Origin of the sequence: Streptomyces sp. NBC_01214, assembly GCF_026340975.1 — a bacterium.
Classification (GTDB): domain Bacteria; phylum Actinomycetota; class Actinomycetes; order Streptomycetales; family Streptomycetaceae; genus Streptomyces.
Window position 1 is genome coordinate 4,071,918 of the sequence record NZ_JAPEOS010000001.1, and the last position, 23,914, is coordinate 4,095,831.

Below are 23,914 nucleotides of genomic sequence, written 5' to 3' on the forward strand. Positions count from 1 at the left end.
CGGCAGGCTACCGGGCCTCACGGCGCGCCCTCCCCGGTCCGGGCCAGTGCCAGTACGCCCGCGCAGATCAGGGCGATGCCCAGCAGTTGGGGGAGCAACCACCAGCCCGACCGCAGGTGTTCCTCGTACAGCACCACCCCCAGCGCGATGCTGATGCTCGCGTCGCCGAGGGTCAGTGCGGGCTGCGAGGCGACCAGCGGGCCGCCCTGCATGGCGTGTTCCAGCAGGAGCAGGGCACAGATGCCGCTGGCCCCGAAGGCGTACGTCTCCCAGGTCGTCAGGAAGGCGACGAAGCCGTCGTCGTCGAGGACGTGCACCGCGGACTTCATCAGCGCGGCGGTGAGCGCGTAACAGACGGCGGTGGCGGCACCGAGGCAGCCGGCCCGGGCGCGGCCGGGCGGCAGGCGCAGTCCGGCCACGGCCAGGGCGGCCACGACGACCGCGCACGCCGTCAGGGCCACCACCCAACGCTCGGCGGGCACGTGCGTCCGGTTGCCCATGGGCGAGGCGGCCACGAGCGCGACCCCGAGCCCCGCCACCACCCCCGCCACGGCCAGCCACATCGCCCGCGGCAGCCGCTGCCGCGTCATCAGCGAGGCGATCAGCAGCGCGAGCGGCAGCTCCAGTACGAACAGCGGCTGTACGAGCGCCAGTGCGCCGGTGGCCAGCGCGAGGGCCTGCCCGGCCCCCGCCGCGATCACGGCCAGGATGCCGCCGATCCACAGCGGACGCCGCAGCAGATCGAGGACCAGGCCGAGGCGGAAGCCGTCGCTCTGCGGCACGGTGAGCGCGGCGCGCCGCTGGAGCACAGTGGCGAGCGCGTTGCTGAACGCCGCGAACACCGCGAAGAGGACCGGCAGGACGACGCCCATGCCCCGATCCTCACGGCGTCCGCCGCCGCTGCGCGCCACGACACCGGGCCAGGGCCGTCAGGCCCCGCGCATTCCCCCGTCCGGACCTGCCGGCCCCGCGCTCAGGTCCGCCCCGCGGCGCGGCGCAGGGCCAGCGCCGCGAGGGCCTCCGGGGCCCCGGCCTGGCCCCGGATACCGGGGAAGGCGTTGACGTCCACGATCAGCGGTGTTCCGCCGCCGGTGTCGATGACGTCCACGCCGTAGACGTCCAGCGCGAACACCGCGCCCACCTCGCGCACCAGATCGGCCCAGCCGGACGGCAGTTCCGCCAGGGGCAGGGGACGGGTGGGGCCACGGCCGCCGGGGGAGAGCTCGGACCGGCGCAGGGCCGAGAAGACCTGGTCCCCTATGGCCCACAGCTTGTGGTCCCAGCCGCTGTTGGGCGCGTACTCCTGCACCACGACGGGCTCGTGCGGCCACTCCCGCGCCAACTCCCGCAGGCGTGCCGCGTCGTCGACGCGGGCGACGAGGTCGCCCCGGCGGCTGTACCGGCTCTTGACCACCACGGGGGCGTCCGGCCGGGCCCCGGCCGCCCACGCCCCGAGGGAGTCGTGGGTACGGGTCGCGGCGAAGGGGAGCCCGGCCCGCAGGGCGAGCTCGGCCATCGCCGTGCGGTCCTGGCACAGCGCGGTGGCCGAGGCGGAGTTCACCACGGCCGCTCCCCGCCGTTCCAGGGAGCGTGCGAGACCCAGCGCGTGCGGCGTCCGCGACTTCAGCAGGTACACCTCGGCGAGCGGCAGCGGCACGTCCTCCGGGGCCAGCGGATCGAGGGCCTCGACCTCGTGTTCCGGGGCCAGCAGGGCCGTGGTGTCCGCCAGCAGCGGATGCCCGGGTTCCGGGGTGATCAGACCGATCTTCACGCGCCGTCGCCCCCCACGGCCGAGACCTGCGCCGGGATCGACAGGGGCAGCGGGTACGGCAGCGGCACGGGCAACGGCTGCTGCGCGCGGCCGCCCGCCCGCGCCAGTTCCAGGACCGCCCGGGCCACTCGCGCGGCCGCGTCCGGCACCTGACGGAAGCTCGGGAAGTCGTTCACGTCGACGACCACCGGCCCGTCCGGGCCCAGCAGCACGTCCACGCCGTACAGGTCCAGCCCGTAGACCGACCCCACCTGTGCGGCGATCGCCGCCACCTCGGCCGACAGCGGCACGCGGCGCTCCCGCACGGAGGGGTCCGGGTGCAGCGGCGAGCACCGCTCGGTCGCGAACAGCTCCCCGCCGACCGCGTACACCTTGATGTCCGTCCCCGAGTTGGGCACGTACGGCTGGGCGATGAGCAGGCCCTCGCCCGCGAGCACGGGCAGCAGCGACTCCAGCCGCTCCGGCGAGGACACCAGGTGCACGGCGCGCCCGGAGCTGCCGTCGGCGGGCTTGACGACGAGCGGGTACTCCGCCGCCGGGACCTCCCTCAGCAATTCGGGGCGGGCCACGGCGTACGTCGGCGGCAGCGGGAGCCCGCGGCCGCGTCCGAGAGCGGCGGCCAGCGCCTTGTCCCGTACGCCGCGGATCGACCGGGCGTCGTTGACGGTGGTCGTCCCGGCCGCGGCGGCCGCTTCGAGCAGCGTCAGACCCGGGCCGCCCGAAACCGTCTTGAGGACCCACGCATCGTGCGCACCCGTGTCCACCACCTCGGTCATGCGCAGGAGCGAGCCGCCCGGCCGTACGACGTCCACCCGGTGCCCCCACGCGGTCAGCTGCCGGATCACCTCGTTGGGCATGCCGTCGTGGCGGTAGTGCTCCTCCACCAGGAAGCAGAGCCTCATGGACCTTCCCCATATTCCCCGGACGTCCGCCGATACGTCCGGCGAGTCATGACGTCACAGGATGTCATGGACCGCAATGTGATGATCGGTCCGGCTGTGGGCTTCCTTGTTACGATCCCGCTTCGGCAACGGGGGAGGGACCAAGAGCATGGGCGATCGGTGGACGGGGCAGCTGCACGGGCTCGTAGGGAACGCGGCCGCACCGGCTGACGTGCTGGTGCGACTGCTCCGCCACGAAGACGAGCGGGTGCGCCGGGCGGTTGCGCGGCGCGCCGTTCTGCCGCAGGAGGTGGTCGAGGCCGTTCTGGTCCACTCGGACCGCCACGTCCGGATCGCCCTCGCCGAGAACGGCGACGCCGACCCCGACCAGCGCGCCCGGCTGGTCGAGGACCCGGCCCCGGGGGTCCACCTCGCGCTCGCGGTCGGCCCCCTGACCTACCGGCAGCAGGTTGCCCCGCTGCCCGACTGGGCCTACGAGCGGCTGGCGAACCATCCCAGGGCCCTGGTGCGCCGGGAGCTGGTCGAGTGGGGCGGCACGCCCGCCCACGTCCTGGCGGGGCTCGCGGACCACGAGGATCCGATGTTCCGCCGGGCCGCCTGCCGACGTGCCTGGCACGAGCTCCCGGACGCCGCACGGCAGCGTCTCCTCCACGACGACGACCACGACGTGCGGCGGGAGGCCGCCGAACGGGTCTGCCACGAGGACGAGGAACGGACCACCTGGCTGGTCGGGGAACTGGGGGACGACTGGCGGGTGACCGACGTCCTGCGGAACGGCCGGCTCAGCCGGGAGCTCGCCGAACGCGTGGTCGCCGCGGGAGAACGGCTTCCGGCGATCGCCGGCAACCCGAGCCTTCCGCCCGACCTGGTGGCGCGCCTCGCCGTCGACCCGGACCCGCGGGTCCGGCTGGCGGTCTCCGCCCGCCCCGAGCTCGGTGAGGCCGAGCGCGCCGCCATCGACTACACCGTGAACGCCGAAGCCCGGCTGGGCACGCTCGACTGGGTGTGGGAGCGCCGCGAGGACGCCGAGTTCCTGCGGCGGTGCGCCCGGTCCGCGCACACCTGGCTGCGCCGCAGCGCCGCGGTCTGCCTCGGCCTGCCGGCCGACGCCGTCGAACTGCTCGCGGGGGACGAGGACTTCGCCGTACGCCTGCTGCTCGCCGAGTTCCACCCGGAACCGCCCCCCGAGCTGCTCCTCGACCTCTACCTGAACGGCACCCACCGCGCCGTGGGCATGCTGGTCGTCCGGCCGGGCTTCCCCGCCGCCGGGCTCGCCGCCCGCTTCGGCGACTCGCCCGACCCGCAGCGCCGGCGGTTGGCCCTGCGCGACCCCGGCCTGGCACCGGAACTCCTCGACCGCCTCAGCCGGGACCCCGATACGCGCGGGGCCGCCGCCCGGGACCCCCGGCTCCCCGTGGCCCGGATCCGCGAACTGCTCGACGACCCGGACACCGCGGCCGCCGCGGCCGCCAACCCCGCGCTTCCGCCCGAGGACATGCGCCGGCTGCTGGACCGCGCGGGCGTGCCGGAAATCCCGGTGAATGATCGGACAATCGACTGCTAGGTTGATCACGTGCCGAAGCTGAATCAGATCATCGCAGTGGAAAAGGGCGTCAAGTCCAAGTCCCTCCAGGAGCTCACCCAAGCTCACCACGACGTCCAGAAGCCCGCCCTGCTGGCCGGAATCTCCCGGACCTACCAGCCCAAGGACGAGGAGGGCGAGCAGCTGCCGCCCGAGTCCACCCGGGTGCAGGTCAAGGCCGAGGACGTACTGCGGGCGACGGCGGGGACCCTGACGCGGCTGTTCGACGTGACGGCCACCAAGGACTGGGCGAACCGCACCGCGGCCGCCGATGTCGTCGTGGACGGGACGGTCCTGCTGGCGCAGGTGCCCGTGCCGTACCTGCTCTTCCTGGAGAAGCAGCTCACCGACATGCACACCTTCGTGCGGAAGCTGCCGGTGCTGGACGCCTCCGAATCCTGGAACCTGGACCCGTCCACGGACTCCTGGAAGACGGACGCGGTGCGCACCATCCGTACCAAGAAGGTGCCGCGCAACCACGTGAAGGCCGAGGCCACCGAGAAGCACCCGGCGCAGGTCGAGGTGTACTACGAGGACGTTCCGGTCGGGTACTGGACGACCGTGAAGTTCTCCGGTGCGCTGCCCGCCCGGCGGGTCAACGAGCTGATCGACCGCGTGGAGAAGCTCCAGCAGGCCGTCAAGTACGCCCGCGAGGAGGCCAACAGCGCCGAGGTCACCGACCAGCGGGTCGGCGACGCGGTGTTCGGCTACCTGTTCAGGTAGCCCACAGAACCCCTCCCGTATGTCTGCGGGAGGTGCGCGAGAGCGCAAGCTGAAACTGATGTTGAAGCTGAACGAGGGTGTCAGTTGGGGGTTCGAATCCCTCCCCCGGCATTGCGAGCCGGGGTGGCCCAAGCTGGTAGAGGCGGCCCTTCAATCTCAGATTATCGCTCCAGTCTCAGTATTCGCCGCCGAACACCGGATCGACCGAGCGTGGACGATCATCGATGGATAGGGGTTCAAGTCCCCTCTGTGCCTCTCCTCGTGGCGCGGTAGTTCAAAGGTAGAACACGTCGATCTAAGAATGATCCGCGACTCTTAAACGTGCCGGTGTGCGCAATTGGGTGGCACACAGGAGCCCGGGAGCTGGATATGCTCCCGGGCTCCGTCACGTTCCGGCCCGCGCTCCGGCCTGACCGTTCCGCCGACCGGAACGGTCCGGTCAGCGGAACGGTCCGGTCAGACCGGAACGGACACGAACGTCCGGCCCGACTCGTTCTCGACCAGGATCGCCTTGACGTCCGCCGGGTCCACGGCCGCCGAACCGTCCAGCGCCGCGCCCTTGGCCTCTCCGTTCTCCTGGCTGCCCGTGACCCAGCCGGCGGCGGTGGTCCGCGTCCCGTTCTTGGAGACCACGACCAGCCGGCACCGCTCGCCCGGCGGCACGCCCGTGACCGCCGCGTGCACCCGAACCCACTTGGTGGCGGGCGTCATCTGTACGGTCATCCGCGCACCCGTGGCCTTGTCGGTCGCGGAGAGCACCTTGGTCCCGGCGGGCGGTGGGGAAGGGTTCGCCGTGGCCGTCGGGGACGGCGGCGCAGGCAGCGCGACGGCGTCCGGATCGCCCGTGCCCAGCTGGGTACCGGCCCAGAACACGGCGGCCAGCGAAGCGGCCACCGCCAGTCCCGCGAGCCCCGCCCGCCGCCGCGCATCACCGGCCCGCTCACCGCGCATCTGCCGCAGGGTGCGCTGGAGCAGCAGGTCACCGCCGTGCGGCGGTCCGTCGAGGAACGCCTCGTCGGGCACCTCGCCCAGAGCCGCCTCCATCTCGCGCAACGCGGCCACCTCCTCCCGGCACTGCACGCATCCGCTCGTGTGTTCCTCGACCCGGCGGATCTCCTCGGGGTCCAGGACACCGAGTACGTAGGGGCCGAGCAGTTCCTCCTCGTGCCTCTGCCGGTTCATGCCACCACCTCACGCAGTCCGGCGGGCTGCTGGGGCGGCCTGCCCGATCGCTTTCCTTCTCTGGAACCGATGTCCCTGAATCCGTCGCTCTTGAAGACGTCGCGCAGCGCCTTGAGGGCGTAGTGCGAGCGAGATTTGACCGTACCCGCCGGGATGCCGAGGCTGTCGGCGGCCTCTGCGACGCTGAGCTGTCGGTAGTACAACTCCTTCAGGACGTCGCGGTGTTCCGGCGACAGCTGATCGAGGGCCCCCAGGACCGTCATGCTGTCCACCACGGAGTCGGCGTGGTCCGCCTCCACCGGGGGAGCGGACGAGGCTCCCGAGACCTCGGGCGGCCGGGCGGCCTTGGCCCGGTAGCGGTCGGTGATGATGTTGCGGGCCACGGTGAGCAGCCAGCCGCGCACCGAGCCCTTTCCGTTGACCAGCACCTCGGAGTGGCGCCAGGCCCGGATGAGCGTTTCCTGTACGACGTCCTCGGCGGCGGCCCGATCTCCGGTCAGCCGGGTGGCGTACGCGAGCAGGGCGTGACCGTGCTCCTCGTACACCGACTTGATCAGTGCCTCATCGGTCGAGCCCCGCCGAGTGCGGGGCCACAGTGGTCCGGCCATCTCACCCTCTCCGTCTTCCTCGCATATGTGGTGCGGTCGGAACACGCCACCGGGACGGATTCGGTTCACGTGACCTGCGTCACTCAGGTCCGGCAGGCGCGGCCCTCGTTGAGGCAGCGGACGACCGCGGCCATCTGTCGGTCGGTCATCGCGTTCACGAACATCGCGTGATCGGTCTTCGGGCTGTGCCGCTGCTCGGGGAAGGAGTCGAGGGCCACGTTCAGCCCCGGGGGGATGTCGTAGGCGAGGGAGACGCGCAGTTCGGGCACCGGGAAGGTGTCCTTCGGGCAGACGCCGTTCGCGGCGGTGAAGAGCAGGTGCGAGCGGTGCGTTTCGCCGACGGTGTCGAGGCCGTTCCAGCAGCTCGGGAAGACCAGGGTGCGGGTGACGCGTTCGCCCGCGGGGCAGCGCGGGTAGCGGGTGGTGGCCCGGTCCGGGGAGCCCGAACACCCCCAGCGGGCCCGGACGTCGGCCTCGGTGTCCGCCGTGTACGCGACGGCGTCACCGGTCATCGCGCGCAGGAAGCGCGGCATCGGCACCACCTTGCTCACGGGGTTGCCGCGGAACTCCACCAGGACCGAGGTCTCCGGCAGGATCTCGCCGACGTTCCCGTGCCCCGCCGAATCCTCGTGCGGGCGCGTGCCCGGGCGGTCGGGGCGCCGCAGCACGGGCCAGTAGTACGTGGACCGGTCGCCGCCCGCACAGCTCGTGGCGGCCGCGTCCAGAGAGGCTTCCGTCGACAGCGCGTTGGTGGAGAGGTTCCCCACGTAGGCGTGCGTGTGATGGGCGCCGCCCAGCAGGCCGGGCGAGACCACGAGGTTGTCCTCGTTGTAGTGGCCCTGCTCGTTGCGGCCGCAATCCACCACCATCGACCCGGCGGATCCCTCGGACCCGGGGGCGGGAGCGGTTGCCGCAAGGCGCGGGACATCGCGTATGTCCACGTAGTCGGACGCGACCGGCCGCCCGTCCGCCGTCCCGGCGTGCGGACCGGCCGCCCGCGACGCCCCCAGTACCGCTGCGATCAGTCCGCCGGCCAGGACCAGGCAGACGGCGAGAGTGAGCAGCCGGTGTTCGTTCCCCATGCCGGTCACGGTTGCCGGTAGCGCCCCTGCCGTCAACTGGTCATCCGCATGACGGGCACGGCGCCGTGATGCATACGCTCCGCGGACCGCCCGCCGGCCCGGGAAGGTGAGGCCAATGGTTCACCGGGACGGATAGTCTGCCTCCATGAGCGGGGGCGAGGGGGCCGAGGGCATGGGCGCGGATTTAGCCGGTGAGGGCTGGGGTGCCACGCGCTCCTGGGTGGAGAAGGGATTGCCCGCGGCAGAACGCATCGAGCAGGTGGTACCGCTGCGCGGCGGCTGGACCTCACAGATGCGGCGCCTGGACCTCAGCGGCCCGGGCGGACGGCGCTCGCTCGTCCTGCGGTCCTTCGTCAAGCCCTTCTTCGTCCGGCACGCGGAGGGCCTGCTGACCCGTGAAGCGGCGATCCTGCGCCTGCTCGGTGATACGGACTTGCCCGCGGCCACGCTGGTGGCGGTGGACGCGACGGCGCAGCACTGCGACCACCCCTCCCTCCTGATGTCCCTGTTGCCGGGGACCGTGCGCGTGGACGATCGGAACGCCGATGCCCGCGCGGAGCTGCTGGCCCGCCAACTGGTGCGCATCCACCAGCTGCCGATACCCGCGCACGAGCGACCCCGTACGTATCAGGCCTGGGCCTCTCCCGAGCGGGTGAGCCCGCCCGCGGACACCCGGCGGCCCGAGCTGTGGCGGCGGGCGGTCGACGTCATCCGCCGGGATCCGCCGGACCATCGAGGTCGCTTTCTGCACCGGGACTTCCATCCCGGGAACGTTCTCTTCACCGGCACGGACGAGGACCTTCGGATCAGCGGCGTCGTCGACTGGGTGGAGACCTCCTGGGGGCCCGCCGACCTGGACGTGGCGCACTGCTCGACGGCCCTCGCCCTGCTGCACGGGGTTCCCGCGGGGATGGGCTTCGCGGACCGCTACGTCGCCGCGGGAGGAACCCTGACCGAGGACCGCACCTCCCACCTCTACTGGCGGCTCCTGGACGCGCTGGGCTTCGCCCCGGACGCGGAGAAGGTCGGCGTGCCCTGGCGCGAACTGGGCCGGGTCGACCTGACGGCCCGTGTCCTGACGCAGAGGCTGGAGGGTTACGTCCAGGCCCTCTTCGAGAGGTACGCCTGAACCGTCGCGCCCCGGCCGACCGCTGGCCCGCCGGCCTGCCGGCCGGGACGCGACAAGCACTCAGTCGAGGGCGTCGGCCCGCAGGATCTCGGTGATGACGTCCACCGCCTGCTTCGGGTTCTGCTCCAGCCAGGCGCCGAGGTGCTCCCGCACGGCCTCCCCGACACAGGCGCGTACGGGGCCGTTGCCCAGTACTCCGCGTGTCGCGCCGACGAACTCGGGGTGGTCCAGCTTGACCGACACGATCGCCGTCAGGCCCTCGCCGATGCGGTCGGCGCCGAGGTCGGGGTCCGCCGCAGTCAGCAGCCCCCGCGCCCGCGCGTACGCGTCGAGCGCGGCCGCCACCCCGTCGCGCAGGCCCGCCTCATGGGTGCCGCCGTAGGGAGTGGCCATGCTGTTGACGAAGCTGCGGACCCGCTCCTCGCGGGAGCCGCACCACCGCAGGGCCACCTCCATCGTCCCCGCCATCCGAGGGTCCTCCTGCTCGAAGCCGATGACGTCCGTGTGCACGGGCGTCCCCGGCTGCGCCCGGAGGGACACGACGAAGTCCCGCACCCCGCCCAGGAACCGGAACCGCGCCGTCTGGGGGCCGCCCGGAGGGCGTTCGTCGGTCAGCGAGATGTCCAGGCCCCGGTTGAGGAAGGCCAGTTCCCTGAAGCGCTCCGCCAGCACGGCGAACGAGCACTCCGTCGTCCCGAAGAGGGTGGCGTCGGGCCGGAAGGTGATGGTGGTCCCGCTTCCCGTCGCCGGACCCGCGGCGCTGGGCGGCGCGACGGTGACGCCGCACGCGTACTCCTGGACCCGGAGGACCCCCTCGCGCCGTACCTCGGCCGTCAGCCGGCTGGACAGGGCGTTGGTGACGGCGGGCCCCAAGCCGAAGAGGCTCATGGTCACGGCGCGACGGTCGCCGGGCCTCGCCCCGGCCGACAGGTCGGTCAACAGGGCTTCGAGACCGGGGCCGTCGGGGTCCTCGGCGGCCCCGAAGGGGATGCCCGGACCGTCGTCGGTGACCCGTACGGCGCCGTCGGCCATCAGGGTCACGCCGACGGAGCCCGCGCGGCCGGTCACGACCTCGTTCACCGCCCGGTCGGCGACCTCGAAGAGCATCTGGTGCAGACCGCGTTCGCCGGTCGAGCCGATGTACATCCCGGGCCGCTTGCGCACGGCTTCGGCCCCCTCCAGCACCTGGATGTGGCTGGCGTCGTACGTGATCGCTTCGTCACTCATGAAGTCCCCTCCGATGGTGTCCGGCAGATCTCCCCAGCCTAGGTGAATCCAAGGAAAACACCAGGTCAGAGCCGGTTTGTCGAGCCCCTGGACGGGTGGGTGAGCGGCTGCCCGGAGCCGGTCGGAACCGGGGGTGCGCACCACGGCCGAATCGCGTCCGCGGGCCCGCCGGAGCCGCGCACGACCCCATTCCGAGCGCCCCCGAGGTGCCTGATTCGGGTGCACGGCCCGCTGCCGTTCCGACAGATGGTCACCCCGCGTCGCCCGCCGCCCGTCGCCCGCCGCCGCCCGCCCGGCCGCACTGGCTACGATCGGCTGATGATCACTTCCGTCACGCTCGAGGCCGCCGCCACACCGACCGCTCCCGCCCTCGTCCTTCGGCCCTGGCGCGTGCAGGACGTCGCCGCGCTGGTCGAGGCCGCCCCGGATCCCGGGCTGGCGAGCGAGGACGACGGACTGCGGTGGGTACGGGCCCAGGAGCGGGGCTGGGCGGCGGGGGTCCGGTTCGGATTCGCCGTCCTGGAGGCGGCCCGGGGCGCGGCGCCGGCGCGGCTGGTGGGCAACGTCGTCCTCAAGGAGGTGGCGTCCGGCAAGGCTTCCGCCGAGGTCGGCTACTGGACGGCGGCGCAAGCACGGGGTCGGGGTGTGGCGCCGCGGGCCTTGGAAGCCCTCACCGTCTGGTCCCTGGAGGCCTTCCGGGCCGACGGCCTGGAGCGCCTCGAACTGCTCCACCAGGTGGACAACCCCGCATCCTGCCGCGTCGCGGCCAAGTGCGGCTACGCCTACGACAGGACGCTGGCGGCCGCGCCCCCCGCCTACCCCCTCGACGGCCATCTGCACGTGCGTCGCGCTGCCTGAGGCGTCACCGGCGGGGCAGCCCAAAGGGGTTGTCCGTGGGGCCGCTTGTCCGGCCGTGCGGCCACCGCGCACAGTGGGCCGTATGACATCAGAGCTGACACCCGCCGAGCTCCTGCACGCATTCGCCCGCACCCGCGCCTCGCTCGACGGCGCGGAGGTCACCTACTGGTGGACCGGAGACGTCCACTCCTGGGCCCCCGGCGAGCCCTACCGGCGCCTCTTCGGCTTCGAAGGGCTCAACGTCGCGCGCCTCGTCGCGGACGAGGAGCTCGGCGGATACCAACTCCTGTCCAGGGAGGCCGCGTTCTACCTCGACCCCGGGACCCGGGAGATCCTGGAGACCTGGCAGGACAAGCAGGTGGTCCACGTCTGGAACGATCCGGCGAACCAGAAGTGGCGGCCCTTCCCGGTCCCCCTGACGAAACTGGGCGACCAGGTCTGCTTCAGCCTGGAGATCCCGCTGGCTTACCCCTCGCCCCTGCCGGTCGCGCAGTACCCGGCCCACTCTGCCGACGACACCTACCGCGCCCTGGAACTGTTCCAGTTCTTCGCACCCGCGGCCACCCTGACCACCGACGCGGTGAGCGTCCCCGCCACCATGTCCTGGACCCGGATGTCGCCGTGGCTGCCCTGGATGGAACAGGGGCAGCGCCCCGGCGGCCTCACCTTCCACTGCCGCGGCCGCAAGCTGGACTCGTACGCGCAGGTCCCGGAGCGCACCCGCGCGTACATCGCCGAGCACCACCCCGAATTCGCCCACGCGCCGGAGAAGTGGAGCGAGCCGAACGAGACCAGCTGGACGTACTTCCGCAGGCTCTTCCCGCCGCGGTAGCACCGCCTCCGGTTACCGTCCCGGTCTGCGCCCCCATCCTGCGCGATGATCGCGCGGACGATGAAAGTACCTGGTCAGAGCCCCTGTCGAGGGACCCCCGGGGGGAGTCGCAGGGGGCGGACAAGGGTTTTCCCCGTATCGAGTTCATCCCCGTGTTGCCTACTGTCTGCCCACCGGCGATCTTCTCCTGACCTTACGGCACACACGCCCACCCCACATGGCGTGAAGGCCGTACCGGTCGGGGGGAGAGCCGGGACCGCCGTTGCCCAGCCCCGCTGTTGCGGCTCGGGCGACGTGGCGCGCGGCGGAGCCGGGGCGAGCTCGACCAACTCGCTCCCGGTCCCGCGGCCGCCGGAACCTCCCACACTGCACTGACCGGCCGCTCCGGCACGCCCGGAAACGGCCCTCGAAGGGGAACACGTGCACTCTTCCAGACGTCGGCTCATATCCGTGGTGGCCATGTCCGTCACCCTGCTCGCCGGCTCCGCGACCGCCTCCGTGGCCCTGGCCGCCGAGACCCCCGCAGCGGCCCCCGCCGCCACGGTCGCCCCCACCGCGCCCGTCGAGAACCTCATCGTCGGATACAAGTCCTCGGCCACCGAGGCCAGTTCGAACACCGCGGCGGCCGATGACGCCACCGCCAAGGGCAAGAAGGCCGGCAACAAGAAGGCGAAGTTCGACCGTCGCCTCGGCACCGGAGCCGCCCTCGTCAACCTGGGTGGTGCGACCGCCCCGGCCGACGCGGCGGACGTGATGGCCCAGTTCCGCGCCGACCCGGACGTCGCCTACGTCGAGCCGGACACCCGCGCCTACGCCCAGGCCGTCACCCCGAACGACACCGAGTACGCCAAGCAGTGGGACCTCTTCGAGTCCACCGCCGGCATGAACGTCCCCGGTGCCTGGGACAAGACCACGGGCTCCGGCGTCACCGTCGCCGTGATCGACACCGGCTACGTCGCCCACTCGGACGTCGCGCCGAACATCGTCGCCGGCTACGACTTCATCTCCACCTCCTCCGAGGCCCGCGACGGCAACGGCCGCGACGCCAACCCGGCCGACGAGGGCGACTGGAACGCCACCGACGGCGAGTGCGGTGTCGGCTCCAAGGCCAGCACCTCCTCGTGGCACGGCACCCACGTCGCGGGCACCATCGCCGCGGCCACCAACAACTCCAAGGGCGTCGCCGGCATCGCCTACGGCGCGAAGATCCAGCCCGTCCGCGTGCTCGGCAAGTGCGGCGGTGCCACCTCGGACATCGTCGACGCCATCACCTGGGCCTCCGGCGGCTCCGTCGCGGGCGTCCCGGCCAACGCCACCCCCGCCAAGGTCATCAACATGAGCCTCGGCGGCCCGGGTGCCTGCGGCACGAGCTACCAGAACGCCATCAACGCGGCCGTCGCCCGCGGTACGACCGTCGTGGTCGCCGCCGGCAACAGCAACGCCAACGCGTCCGGCTACTCGCCCGCCAGCTGCAACAACGTGATCAACGTGGCGTCGACGAACCGCGCCGGCGACCGCTCGTACTACTCCAACTACGGCGCGATCATCGACATCGCCGCCCCGGGCGGTGAGACCCGCCGCGCCACCGACACGCCCGGCACCGTCACCACCCCCGAGAACGCGATCCTCTCCACCCTGAACGCTGGCACCACCACCCCCGGTGCCGAGAGCTACAAGCCCTACCAGGGCACCAGCATGGCCGCCCCGCACATCGCGGGCCTGGCCGCCCTGCTGAAGTCGGCGAACACCTCGCTGACCCCGGCCCAGATCGAGTCGGCGATCAAGACCAACTCCCGCCCGCTGGCCGGTACCTGCACCGGTGGCTGCGGCGCCGGCCTCGCCGACGCGGCCGCTACCGTCGCCGCCGTGACCTCGACCCCGCCCACCTCGGGCCGCGAGAACACCACGGACTACGCCATCGCGGACAACGCCACGGTGGAGAGCCCGATCACCGTCACCGGTGTGACCGGCAAGGCCCCGGCGGCCCTCAAGGTGGGCGTGAACATCGTCCACAGCTACATCGGTGACCTCAAGGTCGACCTGATCGCCCCGGACGGCAGCGTCTACAACCTGCACAACCGCTCCGGCGGCAGCACGGCCAACATCAACCAGGTCTACACCGTGAACGCCTCCTCCGAGGTCGCGAACGGCACCTGGAAGCTGCGGGTCAACGACAACGCCGGCGGCGACACCGGCAAGATCGACTCCTGGAACCTGACCTTCTGATCAGGAGCCAACTCGGCCTGACGGCCAGATAGTACGGACCAAAGCGAGCCCGCGGACCTGCTGATACACCTCGTATCGGCAGGGCCGACGGGTTTTCCCGGCACGCGACTGATTTCTGCGTCACAATCCGTGTCCGCCCGCCACTCGACCTCGTATTGTCGCCTCTCACAGGAAGGGCGCCGGAGCTGGGGACCGAGAGGCTGGTGGCTGTGCGTGGTGGCGGCGACGGGGCACGCTGACACAAGTGTCGGACACGGAGAACTGATCAGGGCGGTCGACCGCGCGCTGACCGCGCACGGCCGGGCCCTCCTGACCGGACCCGCCGGCGCGGGCAAGACCGAGGTCGTGCGCGCCGTCGCGGCCGCGGCCGAATCGCGCCGCGAGACCGTGCTCTGCCTCGCCCCCGAGGCTGCCGACCAATGGATACCCGAGGCGTCCGCCGCCGCCCTCCTCGCCTCCGTACCCGGCGGCGCCCTGGAACAGCTCTCCGGGCCCCAGCGCACCGCCATCGCCCTCCTGCGCCGGGAGGCCGACGCCCCCCGGGCCGGCCGCGACCACATCGCCCTGCGCCTCGCCGTGGTCGAGGTGCTGCGCACCCTCGCCGACCGCGACCCCGTCCTGCTCGTCCTCGACAACGCCCAGTGGCTCGACGCCGAGAGCACCGACCTGCTCCGCTTCGCCCTGCGCCTCACCCCGCCCCGCGTCCGGGTCCTGGTCGCCGAATGCGTCCAGGGCGGGGTCCCGGTGGGCGAACCCCTCTGCGGCCCCGGCGTCCCCGCCATCCGGGTACCCCCGCTGGGCGCCGACGAGGTCGCCGAACTCCTCGTCCGCCACGGCCTTCCGGCCCGCCTCGCCGGCCGGATCCACCAGGCCAGCGGCGGCAACCCGCGCCTCGCCCTCGCCCTCGGCCACTCCCTCGCCGAAGCCGCCGAGGCCCGCGACAGCAGCGCCCACCACGCCGACCCCCTGCCCGTCTCCGGGCAGGCCCGCGAGGTGGCCCGCCGGCTCCTCGCCGGGGCCCCCGCCCAGGCCCGCCGCACCCTGCTGCTCGCCGCCCTCGCCACCCGCCCCACCATCTCCCTGCTGCGCCGCGCCGGCCGCCCCGACGCCGAGGCCGAACTGGCGGAGGCGGAACGGGCCGCACTGGTCAGAGTGGGCGAGGACGGCTCCGTGGAGTTCACCGCCGGCGCCCTGCCCACCGCGCTCGCCGCCGACGCCGGCTGGCCTGAACGCGCCGCCGGACACGCGGCCCTGGCCGCCGCCGTCGACGATCCCGTCCAGGCCGTACGCCACCGCGCGCTGGCCGTGGACACCCCCGACCAGTGGCTCGCCGAGGAGATCACCGAGGCCGCCGCGGCCTGCCGCCGCCGGGGCCAGCGCGCCCTCGCCGCCGAACTGGGCCTGCTCGCCGCCGAACGCACGCCGTCCTCGTTGGCCGGCGCGGAACTGGCCCGCCTGGTCGCGGCCGCCGAGGACGCCGGCTGGTCCGGCCGCGCCGACCTCGCCCGCCGCGCCACCGGAGCCGTCCTGGCCCGCGACGCCTCGCCCGCCGACCGGGTACGGGCCCGGCTCGCCGTGATCGACGCCGCCGGCCAGGCCCTGGGCGCCCTCGACGAGACCATCGCGTACGCCATGGACGAGGCCGCCGGGGACCCCTCGCTCCAGGCCGCCGTCCAGCTGCGGATCGCCTGGAAGCACAACCTCAGCGACGGCGACCCGGTCCGCTCCCGCGACGCCGCGGCCCGCGCCGGGGCGCTCGCCGCACTCGGCGGCGACCAGGTCGCCGAGGCCATGGCCCTGACCGTACGGGCCCGCATGGGCCGCATCCTCGGCGACCCGGGAGCCGAGGCGATCCTCGCCGAGGCCCTCGCCCTGCCCGCCCCCGAGGTACCGCTCGGCATGCGCAACGCGCCCCAGTACCTCGCCGTCCGGCACGCCCTCTTCGACGACGGCCTCGACGACGCCCGTCGCCAACTGATGGTCCTGCTGCCCGCCGTCCAGCGCACCGGCTCCGCCGAGGACGTCTTCGAGGTCCTGCGCAGCCTCACCGAGGTCGAACTGCGCAGCGGCCGGTGCGAGGCCGCCTCCGCCCACGCCCGCCGGGCCCTCGAGCTCACGATCGACGCGGGCCTCTCGCCCGGCCCCGCCTGGTACGTCGCCGCGATGGCCGAGGCCATGGGCGGCAGCTTCGCCCGGGCCGCCGGCTACGCCCGGCGCGGCATCCAGGCCTCGCAGGAGGAGCAGGACCAGGTCTTCCTCTCCCGCAGCCTGCACGCGCTCGGCCTCGTCGAACTCGCCACGGGAGAGGCGGCGAAGGCCGTCGCCACCCTGCGCCGCGTCGCCGAACTGGAGGCCGCCCAGCAGGTGGTGGACCCCTCGATCCTGCGCTGGCACGGGGAGCTCGCCGAAGCCCTGATCGCCGCCGACGCACCCGAGGAGGCGGCCCGACTGCTGGCCTCCGTCCGCACGGTCGCCGTCGGCCTCGGCCGGACCGGGGTGGTCGCGGCCCTCGACCGGGCCCGCGGGCTGTGCCTGTCCGCGCAGGGCGACGCCGACGGGGCCGTGCACCTGCTGGAGACCACCGCCCAGCGCTTCGACGCCCTGCGGCTGCCGCTGGAACGCGGCCGTACGCTGCTCGCCCTCGCGCGGGTGGAGCGCCGCCGACGCCGGCGCGCACCGGCCCGCGCGGCGCTCCGGGCCGCGGCCGAGGTCTTCGACCGGGCCGGGGCCGCCCCCTGGACGGAGCTCGCCAAGGAATCGGCCCCGGGTGACGGCGCCGCGGCGCGGGTACCGGCGGCCGCGACCCTGACCGAGGCCGAGACCCGGCTCGCGCTGCTGGTCAGCCAGGGCGCCAGCAACCAGGAGGCCGCGGCGAAGCTGTTCCTCAGCGTCAAGACGGTGGAGGCCCGGCTGACCCGGATCTACCAGAAGCTCGACGTCCGCTCACGGGCCCAGCTGGCCACCGCGCTGCGCACGCCCTGATCGACACGGCCTAAGGCTTGTCTCGTCGAAATCCGGGATGAAGAGTGACATGGTGCTTCTGGTGCTTCTGGTGCTTCTGGTGCGCGGATGGCGGAACACCCCAGTCGATACCCCCCGGGGCGCGCCGCGCACGCCCCGGACGGCCGTGTGTCAGCTCGGGCGCTCGTAGTTGGTCAGGACGCAGCCCTCGACCTGGGCCTTCTCCAGCCGGTAGCCGGCCGGCGCGGTGAAGCCGGTCTCGCAGTTCAGGTACAGGAACTGGAGCTGGTACAGCCCGCGGCGGACGTTCGCGTTGTTGGTCTCCACGGCGATGTTCGTGCCGACCAGCAGCTTGCTCGCGGTGGCCTTGAGGCGCCCGTCGTCCTTCAGGTCGGCCAGCTGTGCCGCCTTGGCCTTGGTCTGGAGGGTCTTCATGTCGGAGACGGTGTCCAGCCAGTTCAGGTTGTGCGCGCGCCGCTCCCCGCCGAGCTCGCCGCAGACGGCCCGCTGCTTGACGCCCCAGGCGCTCGGGGGGCCGTCGACAACCGGCATGTAGTCGATCGACTGAATGTGCTCGTCGGTGACGGTCATCTTCGTGCAGTCGACGGTGTGAGGGCTGACGAGCTGCTTCAGCTCGGCGATGCTGCCGGCGCTCGGCAGGCCCGGGCTGCCGGTGGACGGCTGGCCCGGCTTCGCGGCTCCCTCGGTGGAGGGGTCGCGGACCGCCCCGCGGTGGGGGCTGCCCTGGCCGTCGGGGCTGTTGACGTAGTCGGTGAGGAAGCAGCCCTCGACCAGGGCCTTCTCCTTCTTGAACCCCTCCGGGACGAAGACGTTGGGGTTGCAGCTCAGGATGCGCAGGTCGGAGTTGGGCGGGTTGACCAGGGACACGGCGGTGGCGGTCTTGAGCGCGGTCAGGGCGAAGGTCTTGCCGATGACCGTGCGGCTGGCGAGGTCGGTGTCGTCCCGGCCCTCGGCGAGCAGCTTCGCGGCGTGGTCCTTGGCGGCCTGCTGGAAGGCCTTCATGTCCGGGGTCAGGAAGAGGACGATCTCGCCCCGCGCCTTCTCGTCCGTGCAGACGCCGCGCTCCGTGATGCCCCAGTCCCCGGCGCCGATGAACCCGCTCAGCGGCACCCGGCTGTCGTTCGGGTCGGTGCTGAGGTTCTCGCAGGACGTGTACTGCTGTACGTGGGCCTGCGCCCCGGCCAGCGTGGCGGGCGCGGCGCCGGCGCCGGCGGCCGTGGGGGAGGCGGGGGCGGCGCCCGGAGCGCTCGCGGAGGGGCTCGCGGCGGGCGGGCCCGGCTTGGGGGAGTCCTCGCAGGCGGTGGCGAGGGTGGTGAGCGCGGCGAGGGCCGCGGTCGCGGCGGATATCCGCTGGAGGCGCATGGGTGTCTTCCGTCGGCTGGACACGGCACGGGGGATGGCGTGCCCATGCTAAGGCCACCTGTCTGAAAATTGATCTTGTGGCAGGTCGGTGTGGCGGAGGCGGCGTGGGAGTGGATGGAGCCCTTGTTGGCGCAGGTGGATGGGCGTGGTCGGCCGTGGCGTGATCACCGGCAGGTGGTCAATGGTGTGCTGTGGCCGTTGCGGACCGGGGCTCCGTGACAGACCGTCTATGAGCGGTTTGCCCGCTGGGAGGCGGACGGTACGTGGGCAAGGCTGTTGGAGCATGTGCAGGTCCGCGACGACGCGATGGGCCGGGTGGAGTGGACCGTCGCCGTCGACTCCACGATCAACCGTGCTCACCAGCACGCCGCCGGCGCACGTAAAAGGAGGCTGCGGACGGGGACGAACTGGAAGATCCGGTCGGCTCGCAGACGCGCCAGGCCCTCGGCCGGTCCCGAGGCGAGCTGACCACCAAGGTCCACCTCGCCGTCGACGGCCGGGGACTGCCGCTGTCCATCGTGCTCACGCCCGGCAACGTCGACGACGCCACCGCATTCGGTCAGGTCCTCGACGGGATCCGCGTTCCGCGAGCCGACACCGGCCGCCCGCGCACGAAATCGCCCCGAGTCCTGGGCGACAAGCGCCGCGACCAAGCGGCCAACCGCCGACGCCGAGGGCGCCTCGGCGGCCGGCCGCCCGCCTTCGACAGGGAGCTCTACGATCGCGACGAGATTCGACAAGCTCGCCGACCGCTACCGTGCCGGCGTCGTCCTGGCCTCGCTGATCCACTGGCTCCGCGAACCAGCCCGTGATCATTTGTCAGGCACTGGCTAGCAGCCGAGGTTGTTCCCGGGGGTCACCCCGAGCAGCTGCGTGAAGCTCTGGTACTTCGAGATGCGGCTCTGGACCTGGGCGGGGTTGCCGCCGTTGCACTCCAGGGAGCCGTTGATCGAGCGGATGGTCTCCCCGAAGCCCGCGCCGTTCACCATGGCGGCGTGCGCGGTCATGGTGCCCGGGCCGTTCTGGGTGTTCCAGTACCAGAGCGCCGTCTTCATGGCGACCGCCGGATCCTGTTCCACGAGGTACGGGTTGGCGAGCAGGTTGATGCCGAGCGCGTCACCGGCCGCCTTGTAGTTGAAGTTCCAACTGAGCTGGATGGGCCCGCGGCCGTAGTAGGCGGCCTGTCCGGCGGGACAGCCGTACGGCTGGCTCGCGTCGCAGTAGTGCGGGTAGTTGGCGGTGTTCTGCTCCACGATGTACACGAGTCCGCCCGTCTCGTGGGAGACGTTCGCGAGGAAGGCTGCGGCCTCGCGCCGCTTGGTGGTGTCGTCGCCGGTCTTGGCGAACCCGGGGTAGGCGGAGAGCGCCGAGACCAGGCCGTTGTAGGTGTAGAAGGGATTCCGGTTCGGGAACATCTGGTTGAACTGGGCCTCGGAGACCACGAATCCGGTGGGGTTGCCCGGATCCGGGTCCTGGCCCCCGCTCCCGCAGGCGCCCTGGTCCGACCAGACGCCCCACTGGCCGGTGGTGCCGGGCGTCTCGCCCTGGGTCCACCACTTCGCCTGCCAGTTGTGGCCGCCGTACGAGGCGCTCATGCCGCCCGTGTAGACGGCGGAGGAGGTCCAGGCGCCGGCGCAGGGGGTCGCGGCGACGGCGGGGGAGGAGGGGAGGGTGAGGGCGAGGCCGGCCGTGAGGGCCGAGGCGGCGGCGAGTGCGAGGGCGCGGAGGCGAAGCGCACGCATCACGTAACTGCTCCTTCAGTGGGGGGACTTGCCGTGGGGGCAATGGTGCCCACTGAAGCGAAAATGGCCGGAACCTGCCAAGGTCTAGACCAAAGGAAACGCGCCGGTGTCGCGAGTGACGCGTGACACCGGCGCGCGATCGAACCGATCAGCTGCCCGCGGAGAGGTTGCCGGAGAGGACCGGGATGTTGCTGGCGATGTGCGAGAGCGCTTCGTCACCCTTGGCCTGGGTGGAGTTCTCGGTGCACTGCTGGTTCTGCGGGCTGGCGAGGACGTTGACGTCCTGGACGCCGACGTTGGCGAGGACCGCGAGCAGGGACTGGGCGTTGACCTTGGCCGGCAGGCCGACGCAGAGCTTGTTGAGCGAGCCCTGGATGGCGCCGAGCTGCGGGCTCATCTTGCCGTGGGTCTCCTGGTTGCCGTAGATCTGGGCCGAACCGTTGCCGTTGACGGTGTTCACGCCGTTGTCGTTGCCGATCGCCATCGCGGGGGAGGCGACTGCGGCACCCGCGCCGAGCACGGCGGCGGTGGCGGCTGCGGTGGCCATGAACTTCTTGAGCATGTGGGGATCCTTCTGGTCGCACTGTCGCGTGTGATGGCTGCCCTCGGCGGGACGTGCTGATCAACTGTCGACGGTGCCCCGGGTTATCCCCACTCACCCGAGTGGCCCAATGCCGGGTCGAGCCACCCCCGGCCGTGGCGGCGGGGGCGAGCTCCTCGGGTTCGAGGGTCAGCCGGTCTTGCGGCGGACCTTCTTGTTCTTGCCGCCGGGGCCGCTGCTGGCGCCCTGGACCTTCGCCCGGCTCTGGTGGGCCTGCTGGGACTGGGCGTTCGCCGCGTTGCGCTCCAGGGCCTCCCGGAACTTGCGCTTGGCGGCTTCGGCCGGGGACTCGTCCTGCGGGGTGTCGGTTTCGTCAGCCATGTTGTCCTCCTGGGGTGATCAAGCGGTTTCAGTCTGTCAGCTGGCGTCCCTGCTGACCAGCGAGTTCCTCGATGCCCCAAGGTGTCCTTGGGGAGGTCATAAGTTTTGATTATGTGGCCATAAAGAGACACCGGGTGCCGAGTTAGGTTTACCTTCGTTTAGGGTTCCCTTTGATCCACCTTGCCGTCGCTCGAAGGGAACCTCTGCCATGCCTCGCCCTCTGCGGGTAGCAATCGTCGGTGCCGGCCCCGCCGGTATCTACGCCGCCGACGCGCTGCTGAAGTCCGAGGCAGCCGTCGAGCCCGGTGTGTCCATCGACCTCTTCGAGCGGATGCCCGCGCCCTTCGGCCTGATCCGCTACGGCGTCGCCCCCGACCACCCCCGGATCAAGGGCATCATCACCGCCCTCCACCAGGTGCTCGACAAGCCGCAGGTGCGCCTCTTCGGGAACGTCGACTACCCGAACGACATCAGCCTCGACGAGCTGCAGTCCTTCTATGACGCCGTGATCTTCTCCACCGGTGCCACGGCCGACCGCGCGCTGACCATCCCGGGCGTCGACCTCGACGGCTCCTACGGCGCCGCCGACTTCGTCTCCTGGTACGACGGCCACCCGGACGTCCCGCGCACCTGGCCGCTGGAGGCCGAGAAGGTCGCCGTGCTCGGTGTCGGCAACGTCGCCCTCGACGTCGCGCGCATCCTCGCGAAGACGGCCGACGAACTGCTGCCGACCGAGATCCCGGCGAACGTCTACGACGGGCTCAAGGCGAACAAGGCCCTGGAGGTGCACGTCTTCGGCCGCCGGGGTCCGGCGCAGGCCAAGTTCAGCCCCATGGAGCTCCGGGAGCTGGACCACTCGCCCAACATCGAGGTCATCGTCAACCCCGAGGACATCGACTACGACGACGGCTCCATAGCCACCCGTCGCGGCAACAAGCAGGCCGACATGGTCGCCAAGACCCTGGAGAACTGGGCGATCCGCGACATCGGCGAGCGCCCGCACAAGCTGTTCCTGCACTTCTTCGAGTCGCCCACCGAGATCCTCGGCGAGGACGGCAAGGTCGTCGGACTGCGCACCGAGCGCACCGAGCTGGACGGCACCGGCAACGTCAAGGGCACCGGCACCTTCACCGACTGGGACGTCCAGTCCGTCTACCGGGCCGTCGGCTACCTCTCCGACGAGCTGCCCAAGCTCCCCTGGGACGTGGAGTCCGGCACGGTCCCGGACGAGGGCGGCCGCGTGATCGAAGCCGGTGGCCACCTGCAGTCGACGTACGTCACCGGATGGATCCGGCGCGGTCCGGTCGGCCTGATCGGCCACACGAAGGGCGACGCGAACGAGACGGTGGCGAACCTGCTCGCCGACCACGCGGAGGGCCGCCTGAGCGAGCCGGCCGCCCCGGCCCCGGAGGCCGTCGAAGCCTTCCTCGCCGAGCGCAGCGTCCGCTACACGACGTGGGAGGGCTGGTACCGGCTGGACGCGGCCGAGAAGGCGCTCGGCGAGCCCCAGGGCCGCGAGCGCGTGAAGATCGTCGAGCGCGAGGGCATGCTCGACGCGAGCGGAGCGTAGCGCGAGGGGCCGGGACCCGGACGGGGTCCCGGCCCTCCGTACGTCCTGCGGCGCGCTCGGCGGCGCCGCGGCCCGGGCAGCGGGACCCGGTCCTGTCCGGCCGATCGTGGCTGTAGGAAGATGTCGTCCATGAGAGATGTCCGAAGGGGCCGTGCCGCGTAGAACGCCGGCTTCGGTTCGGCCGCAGGGACGCGGCCGGAGGGGCCCCTGGGTGCGCTATCGCGATGTCCCCGGCCTGTCGGGGGCGGCGAACGCCGCCGTCCGCGTGCTCGAGCGGGGTCGGTTGGCGCCGGGCATCGTGTCCGTCGCACTGAGCGTGTGGTCGGTCCGCGTCCACGGCGTCGAACGCCGGTGGAGACGGTGGGAGGCCGAGTTCTCCTGCCCGTGCTGTGGCGAAGGCTGGGCCCGGGACAAGCTGCACGAGGCCCTGTCCATGCTGCCGCCCAAGGCCGCCGCCGAACTGCGGGTGCAGGTCGAGCGTCTGGACGAGGTGCTGCTCGGGCGAACGCACCACGATCCCGCGGCGGATCCGGAGCTGGCATGGTGGCACCGCCGGTGCTGAGCGTGCCCCCCCGTACGCCGACGGCGCCCGCGAGGCCCCGTCACAGGCCCCGCTCCCGCTCCAGCACGCCCCGTACGAAAGCCGCCTGCCCGGCGTGCTGGAGGTCGTCCCCCAGCACGCTGACCAGGCGTACCCCGAGGGTGACCGGCGGATCCCAGCGTTCGTCGACCACCCGGTCCAGGTCGGTGGCGGCGAGCCCGTGCACGAAGCGGGCGGTCCGCTCGTGCACCGCGTCGAAGTACCCCAGCAGCAGCTCGCCCGAGTCGACCCGCACGGTGTAGACGTCCTGCGGCGAATGTCCGTACCCGGTCGACCCGGCGGGCAGCGGCAGCGCGAACCGGTCCGACCAGCCGCCGGAGTCCCAGATCTGCTCGGCGCCGGCCGCGTCCGCGATGTGGTCGTCCTGGATCCGGGTCAGGTGCCAGATGAGCCAGGTGACCGAGTTCGCCGCCGGGTCAACGCGCGCGTTGAGCAGTTCCGGCGGGACCCCTTCCACGACCTCGTGCACGATCTCCCGGATGCGTCCGAAACCGTCGACGATGACGTCCGTAGCCTTCATGCACCCACCATGCGGGGCCCGGGGGCCCGACCGCCGCGAGCGACACGCGGAGGCCGGACCCCCGGGCCGGCGGGTCGGGTGACGGGACGGGCG

Annotated in this window: 21 protein-coding genes and 1 pseudogene; 10 read left to right on the forward strand and 12 right to left on the reverse strand. The window is 72.3% G+C overall.

The features are described from left to right. Positions 1-17 precede the first annotated feature (17 nt). The 3 genes from OG594_RS19115 to OG594_RS19125 all read right to left on the reverse strand — a co-directional run bounded on the left by OG594_RS19115 (position 18) and on the right by OG594_RS19125 (position 2,673). Positions 18-872, reverse strand: coding sequence for a DMT family transporter (locus tag OG594_RS19115; protein WP_266600475.1), 855 nt, complete (start codon positions 870-872; stop codon positions 18-20). A 101-nt stretch (positions 873-973) separates the two neighbouring features. Further along, on the reverse strand, positions 974-1,771 hold the full coding sequence (locus tag OG594_RS19120; RefSeq protein WP_266600477.1) for a RimK family alpha-L-glutamate ligase: 798 nt from the start codon (positions 1,769-1,771) through the stop codon (positions 974-976). Further along, positions 1,768-2,673 carry a RimK family alpha-L-glutamate ligase gene (locus tag OG594_RS19125; protein WP_266600479.1) on the reverse strand — a complete coding sequence of 302 codons (906 nt, stop codon included), beginning with the start codon at positions 2,671-2,673 and terminating at the stop codon, positions 1,768-1,770. Before OG594_RS19125 ends, OG594_RS19120 begins: the two co-directional genes overlap by 4 nt. A gap of 148 nt (positions 2,674-2,821) precedes the next feature. On the opposite strand from OG594_RS19125, the gene OG594_RS19130 reads away from it, so the two are divergent. After that, positions 2,822-4,237: a hypothetical protein gene (locus OG594_RS19130; protein ID WP_266600481.1), complete on the forward strand. Its 1,416-nt coding sequence runs from the start codon at positions 2,822-2,824 to the stop codon at positions 4,235-4,237. Between the two features lie 9 nt (positions 4,238-4,246). Continuing rightward, positions 4,247-4,978 (forward strand): hypothetical protein, encoded by a 732-nt coding sequence (locus tag OG594_RS19135; protein ID WP_266600483.1) that lies wholly within the window; start codon positions 4,247-4,249, stop codon positions 4,976-4,978. Between the two features lie 456 nt (positions 4,979-5,434). Here OG594_RS19135 and OG594_RS19140 read toward each other — a convergent pair whose 3' ends face one another. The 3 genes from OG594_RS19140 to OG594_RS19150 form a co-directional block, all read right to left on the reverse strand. Beyond that, complete coding sequence (locus tag OG594_RS19140) at positions 5,435-6,160, reverse strand: zf-HC2 domain-containing protein (protein WP_266600485.1); 726 nt, start codon at positions 6,158-6,160, stop codon at positions 5,435-5,437. After that, complete coding sequence (locus tag OG594_RS19145) at positions 6,157-6,768, reverse strand: sigma-70 family RNA polymerase sigma factor (RefSeq protein ID WP_030725819.1); 612 nt, start codon at positions 6,766-6,768, stop codon at positions 6,157-6,159. The genes OG594_RS19140 and OG594_RS19145 overlap by 4 nt, the downstream gene beginning before the upstream one ends. A gap of 83 nt (positions 6,769-6,851) precedes the next feature. Continuing rightward, on the reverse strand, positions 6,852-7,850 hold the full coding sequence (locus tag OG594_RS19150; protein ID WP_266600487.1) for a DUF1996 domain-containing protein: 999 nt from the start codon (positions 7,848-7,850) through the stop codon (positions 6,852-6,854). Between the two features lie 145 nt (positions 7,851-7,995). Between OG594_RS19150 and OG594_RS19155 the strand changes: the two genes are divergently transcribed. Next, complete coding sequence (locus OG594_RS19155; RefSeq protein ID WP_266600489.1) at positions 7,996-8,979, forward strand: phosphotransferase family protein; 984 nt, start codon at positions 7,996-7,998, stop codon at positions 8,977-8,979. Between the two features lie 60 nt (positions 8,980-9,039). Here OG594_RS19155 and OG594_RS19160 read toward each other — a convergent pair whose 3' ends face one another. Beyond that, complete coding sequence (locus tag OG594_RS19160) at positions 9,040-10,206, reverse strand: ATP-binding protein (protein ID WP_266600491.1); 1,167 nt, start codon at positions 10,204-10,206, stop codon at positions 9,040-9,042. A 318-nt stretch (positions 10,207-10,524) separates the two neighbouring features. Here OG594_RS19160 and OG594_RS19165 point away from each other — a divergent pair, with 318 nt between their 5' ends. The 4 genes from OG594_RS19165 (at position 10,525) to OG594_RS19180 (ending at position 17,104) form a co-directional block, all read left to right on the forward strand. Beyond that, complete coding sequence (locus tag OG594_RS19165; RefSeq protein ID WP_266600493.1) at positions 10,525-11,064, forward strand: GNAT family N-acetyltransferase; 540 nt, start codon at positions 10,525-10,527, stop codon at positions 11,062-11,064. An 82-nt stretch (positions 11,065-11,146) separates the two neighbouring features. Continuing rightward, positions 11,147-11,896 carry a DUF1838 family protein gene (locus OG594_RS19170; RefSeq protein ID WP_266600495.1) on the forward strand — a complete coding sequence of 250 codons (750 nt, stop codon included), beginning with the start codon at positions 11,147-11,149 and terminating at the stop codon, positions 11,894-11,896. Between the two features lie 459 nt (positions 11,897-12,355). Further along, positions 12,356-14,122: a S8 family serine peptidase gene (locus tag OG594_RS19175; protein WP_266603040.1), complete on the forward strand. Its 1,767-nt coding sequence runs from the start codon at positions 12,356-12,358 to the stop codon at positions 14,120-14,122. A 213-nt stretch (positions 14,123-14,335) separates the two neighbouring features. Then, positions 14,336-17,104 (forward strand): LuxR family transcriptional regulator, encoded by a 2,769-nt coding sequence (locus OG594_RS19180; RefSeq protein ID WP_266600497.1) that lies wholly within the window; start codon positions 14,336-14,338, stop codon positions 17,102-17,104. 150 nt (positions 17,105-17,254) lie between these two features. Here the strand turns inward: OG594_RS19180 and OG594_RS19185 are convergent, their stop codons facing one another. Beyond that, positions 17,255-18,466, reverse strand: a complete 1,212-nt coding sequence (locus tag OG594_RS19185) for a hypothetical protein (protein ID WP_266600499.1) — start codon at positions 18,464-18,466, stop codon at positions 17,255-17,257. A 72-nt stretch (positions 18,467-18,538) separates the two neighbouring features. Here OG594_RS19185 and OG594_RS19190 point away from each other — a divergent pair. Continuing rightward, a pseudogene (locus OG594_RS19190) lies at positions 18,539-19,300 on the forward strand (IS5 family transposase). On the opposite strand, the gene OG594_RS19195 reads toward OG594_RS19190, so the two are convergent. From OG594_RS19195 to OG594_RS19205, 3 genes are all read right to left on the reverse strand, one after another. Continuing rightward, on the reverse strand, positions 19,297-20,208 hold the full coding sequence (locus tag OG594_RS19195) for a glycoside hydrolase family 19 protein (RefSeq protein WP_266600501.1): 912 nt from the start codon (positions 20,206-20,208) through the stop codon (positions 19,297-19,299). The pseudogene OG594_RS19190 and the gene OG594_RS19195 overlap by 4 nt on opposite strands. Before the next feature lie 148 nt (positions 20,209-20,356). Beyond that, positions 20,357-20,770, reverse strand: coding sequence for a rodlin (locus tag OG594_RS19200; RefSeq protein WP_266600503.1), 414 nt, complete (start codon positions 20,768-20,770; stop codon positions 20,357-20,359). A gap of 168 nt (positions 20,771-20,938) precedes the next feature. Beyond that, entirely contained in the window at positions 20,939-21,130 is a 192-nt protein-coding gene (locus OG594_RS19205) for a DUF5302 domain-containing protein (RefSeq protein ID WP_266600505.1), read from the reverse strand. 208 nt (positions 21,131-21,338) lie between these two features. On the opposite strand from OG594_RS19205, the gene OG594_RS19210 reads away from it, so the two are divergent. Both OG594_RS19210 and OG594_RS19215 read left to right on the forward strand, forming a co-directional pair. Continuing rightward, positions 21,339-22,700, forward strand: coding sequence for an FAD-dependent oxidoreductase (locus tag OG594_RS19210; RefSeq protein WP_266600507.1), 1,362 nt, complete (start codon positions 21,339-21,341; stop codon positions 22,698-22,700). 211 nt (positions 22,701-22,911) lie between these two features. Next, the gene (locus OG594_RS19215) at positions 22,912-23,262 is read left to right on the forward strand and encodes a hypothetical protein (RefSeq protein ID WP_266600509.1); all 351 of its coding nucleotides are present in this window, start codon (positions 22,912-22,914) and stop codon (positions 23,260-23,262) included. Positions 23,263-23,302: 40 nt separating this feature from the next. Here OG594_RS19215 and OG594_RS19220 read toward each other — a convergent pair whose 3' ends face one another. Then, complete coding sequence (locus tag OG594_RS19220) at positions 23,303-23,821, reverse strand: DUF664 domain-containing protein (RefSeq protein ID WP_266600511.1); 519 nt, start codon at positions 23,819-23,821, stop codon at positions 23,303-23,305. Positions 23,822-23,914: the final 93 nt, after the last annotated feature.

Coding starts and splice junctions, on each gene's coding strand:
- OG594_RS19150 (WP_266600487.1), bottom strand. CDS start 7,850: ATGGGGAACGAACACCGGCTGCTCACTCTCGCCGTCTGCCTGGTCCTG.
- OG594_RS19205 (WP_266600505.1), bottom strand. CDS start 21,130: ATGGCTGACGAAACCGACACCCCGCAGGACGAGTCCCCGGCCGAAGCC.
- OG594_RS19195 (WP_266600501.1), bottom strand. CDS start 20,208: ATGCGTGCGCTTCGCCTCCGCGCCCTCGCACTCGCCGCCGCCTCGGCC.
- OG594_RS19200 (WP_266600503.1), bottom strand. CDS start 20,770: ATGCTCAAGAAGTTCATGGCCACCGCAGCCGCCACCGCCGCCGTGCTC.
- OG594_RS19115 (WP_266600475.1), bottom strand. CDS start 872: ATGGGCGTCGTCCTGCCGGTCCTCTTCGCGGTGTTCGCGGCGTTCAGC.
- OG594_RS19155 (WP_266600489.1), top strand. CDS start 7,996: ATGAGCGGGGGCGAGGGGGCCGAGGGCATGGGCGCGGATTTAGCCGGT.
- OG594_RS19145 (WP_030725819.1), bottom strand. CDS start 6,768: ATGGCCGGACCACTGTGGCCCCGCACTCGGCGGGGCTCGACCGATGAG.
- OG594_RS19130 (WP_266600481.1), top strand. CDS start 2,822: ATGGGCGATCGGTGGACGGGGCAGCTGCACGGGCTCGTAGGGAACGCG.
- OG594_RS19170 (WP_266600495.1), top strand. CDS start 11,147: ATGACATCAGAGCTGACACCCGCCGAGCTCCTGCACGCATTCGCCCGC.
- OG594_RS19165 (WP_266600493.1), top strand. CDS start 10,525: ATGATCACTTCCGTCACGCTCGAGGCCGCCGCCACACCGACCGCTCCC.
- OG594_RS19210 (WP_266600507.1), top strand. CDS start 21,339: ATGCCTCGCCCTCTGCGGGTAGCAATCGTCGGTGCCGGCCCCGCCGGT.
- OG594_RS19160 (WP_266600491.1), bottom strand. CDS start 10,206: ATGAGTGACGAAGCGATCACGTACGACGCCAGCCACATCCAGGTGCTG.
- OG594_RS19125 (WP_266600479.1), bottom strand. CDS start 2,673: ATGAGGCTCTGCTTCCTGGTGGAGGAGCACTACCGCCACGACGGCATG.
- OG594_RS19175 (WP_266603040.1), top strand. CDS start 12,356: ATGTCCGTCACCCTGCTCGCCGGCTCCGCGACCGCCTCCGTGGCCCTG.
- OG594_RS19140 (WP_266600485.1), bottom strand. CDS start 6,160: ATGAACCGGCAGAGGCACGAGGAGGAACTGCTCGGCCCCTACGTACTC.
- OG594_RS19185 (WP_266600499.1), bottom strand. CDS start 18,466: ATGCGCCTCCAGCGGATATCCGCCGCGACCGCGGCCCTCGCCGCGCTC.
- OG594_RS19220 (WP_266600511.1), bottom strand. CDS start 23,821: ATGAAGGCTACGGACGTCATCGTCGACGGTTTCGGACGCATCCGGGAG.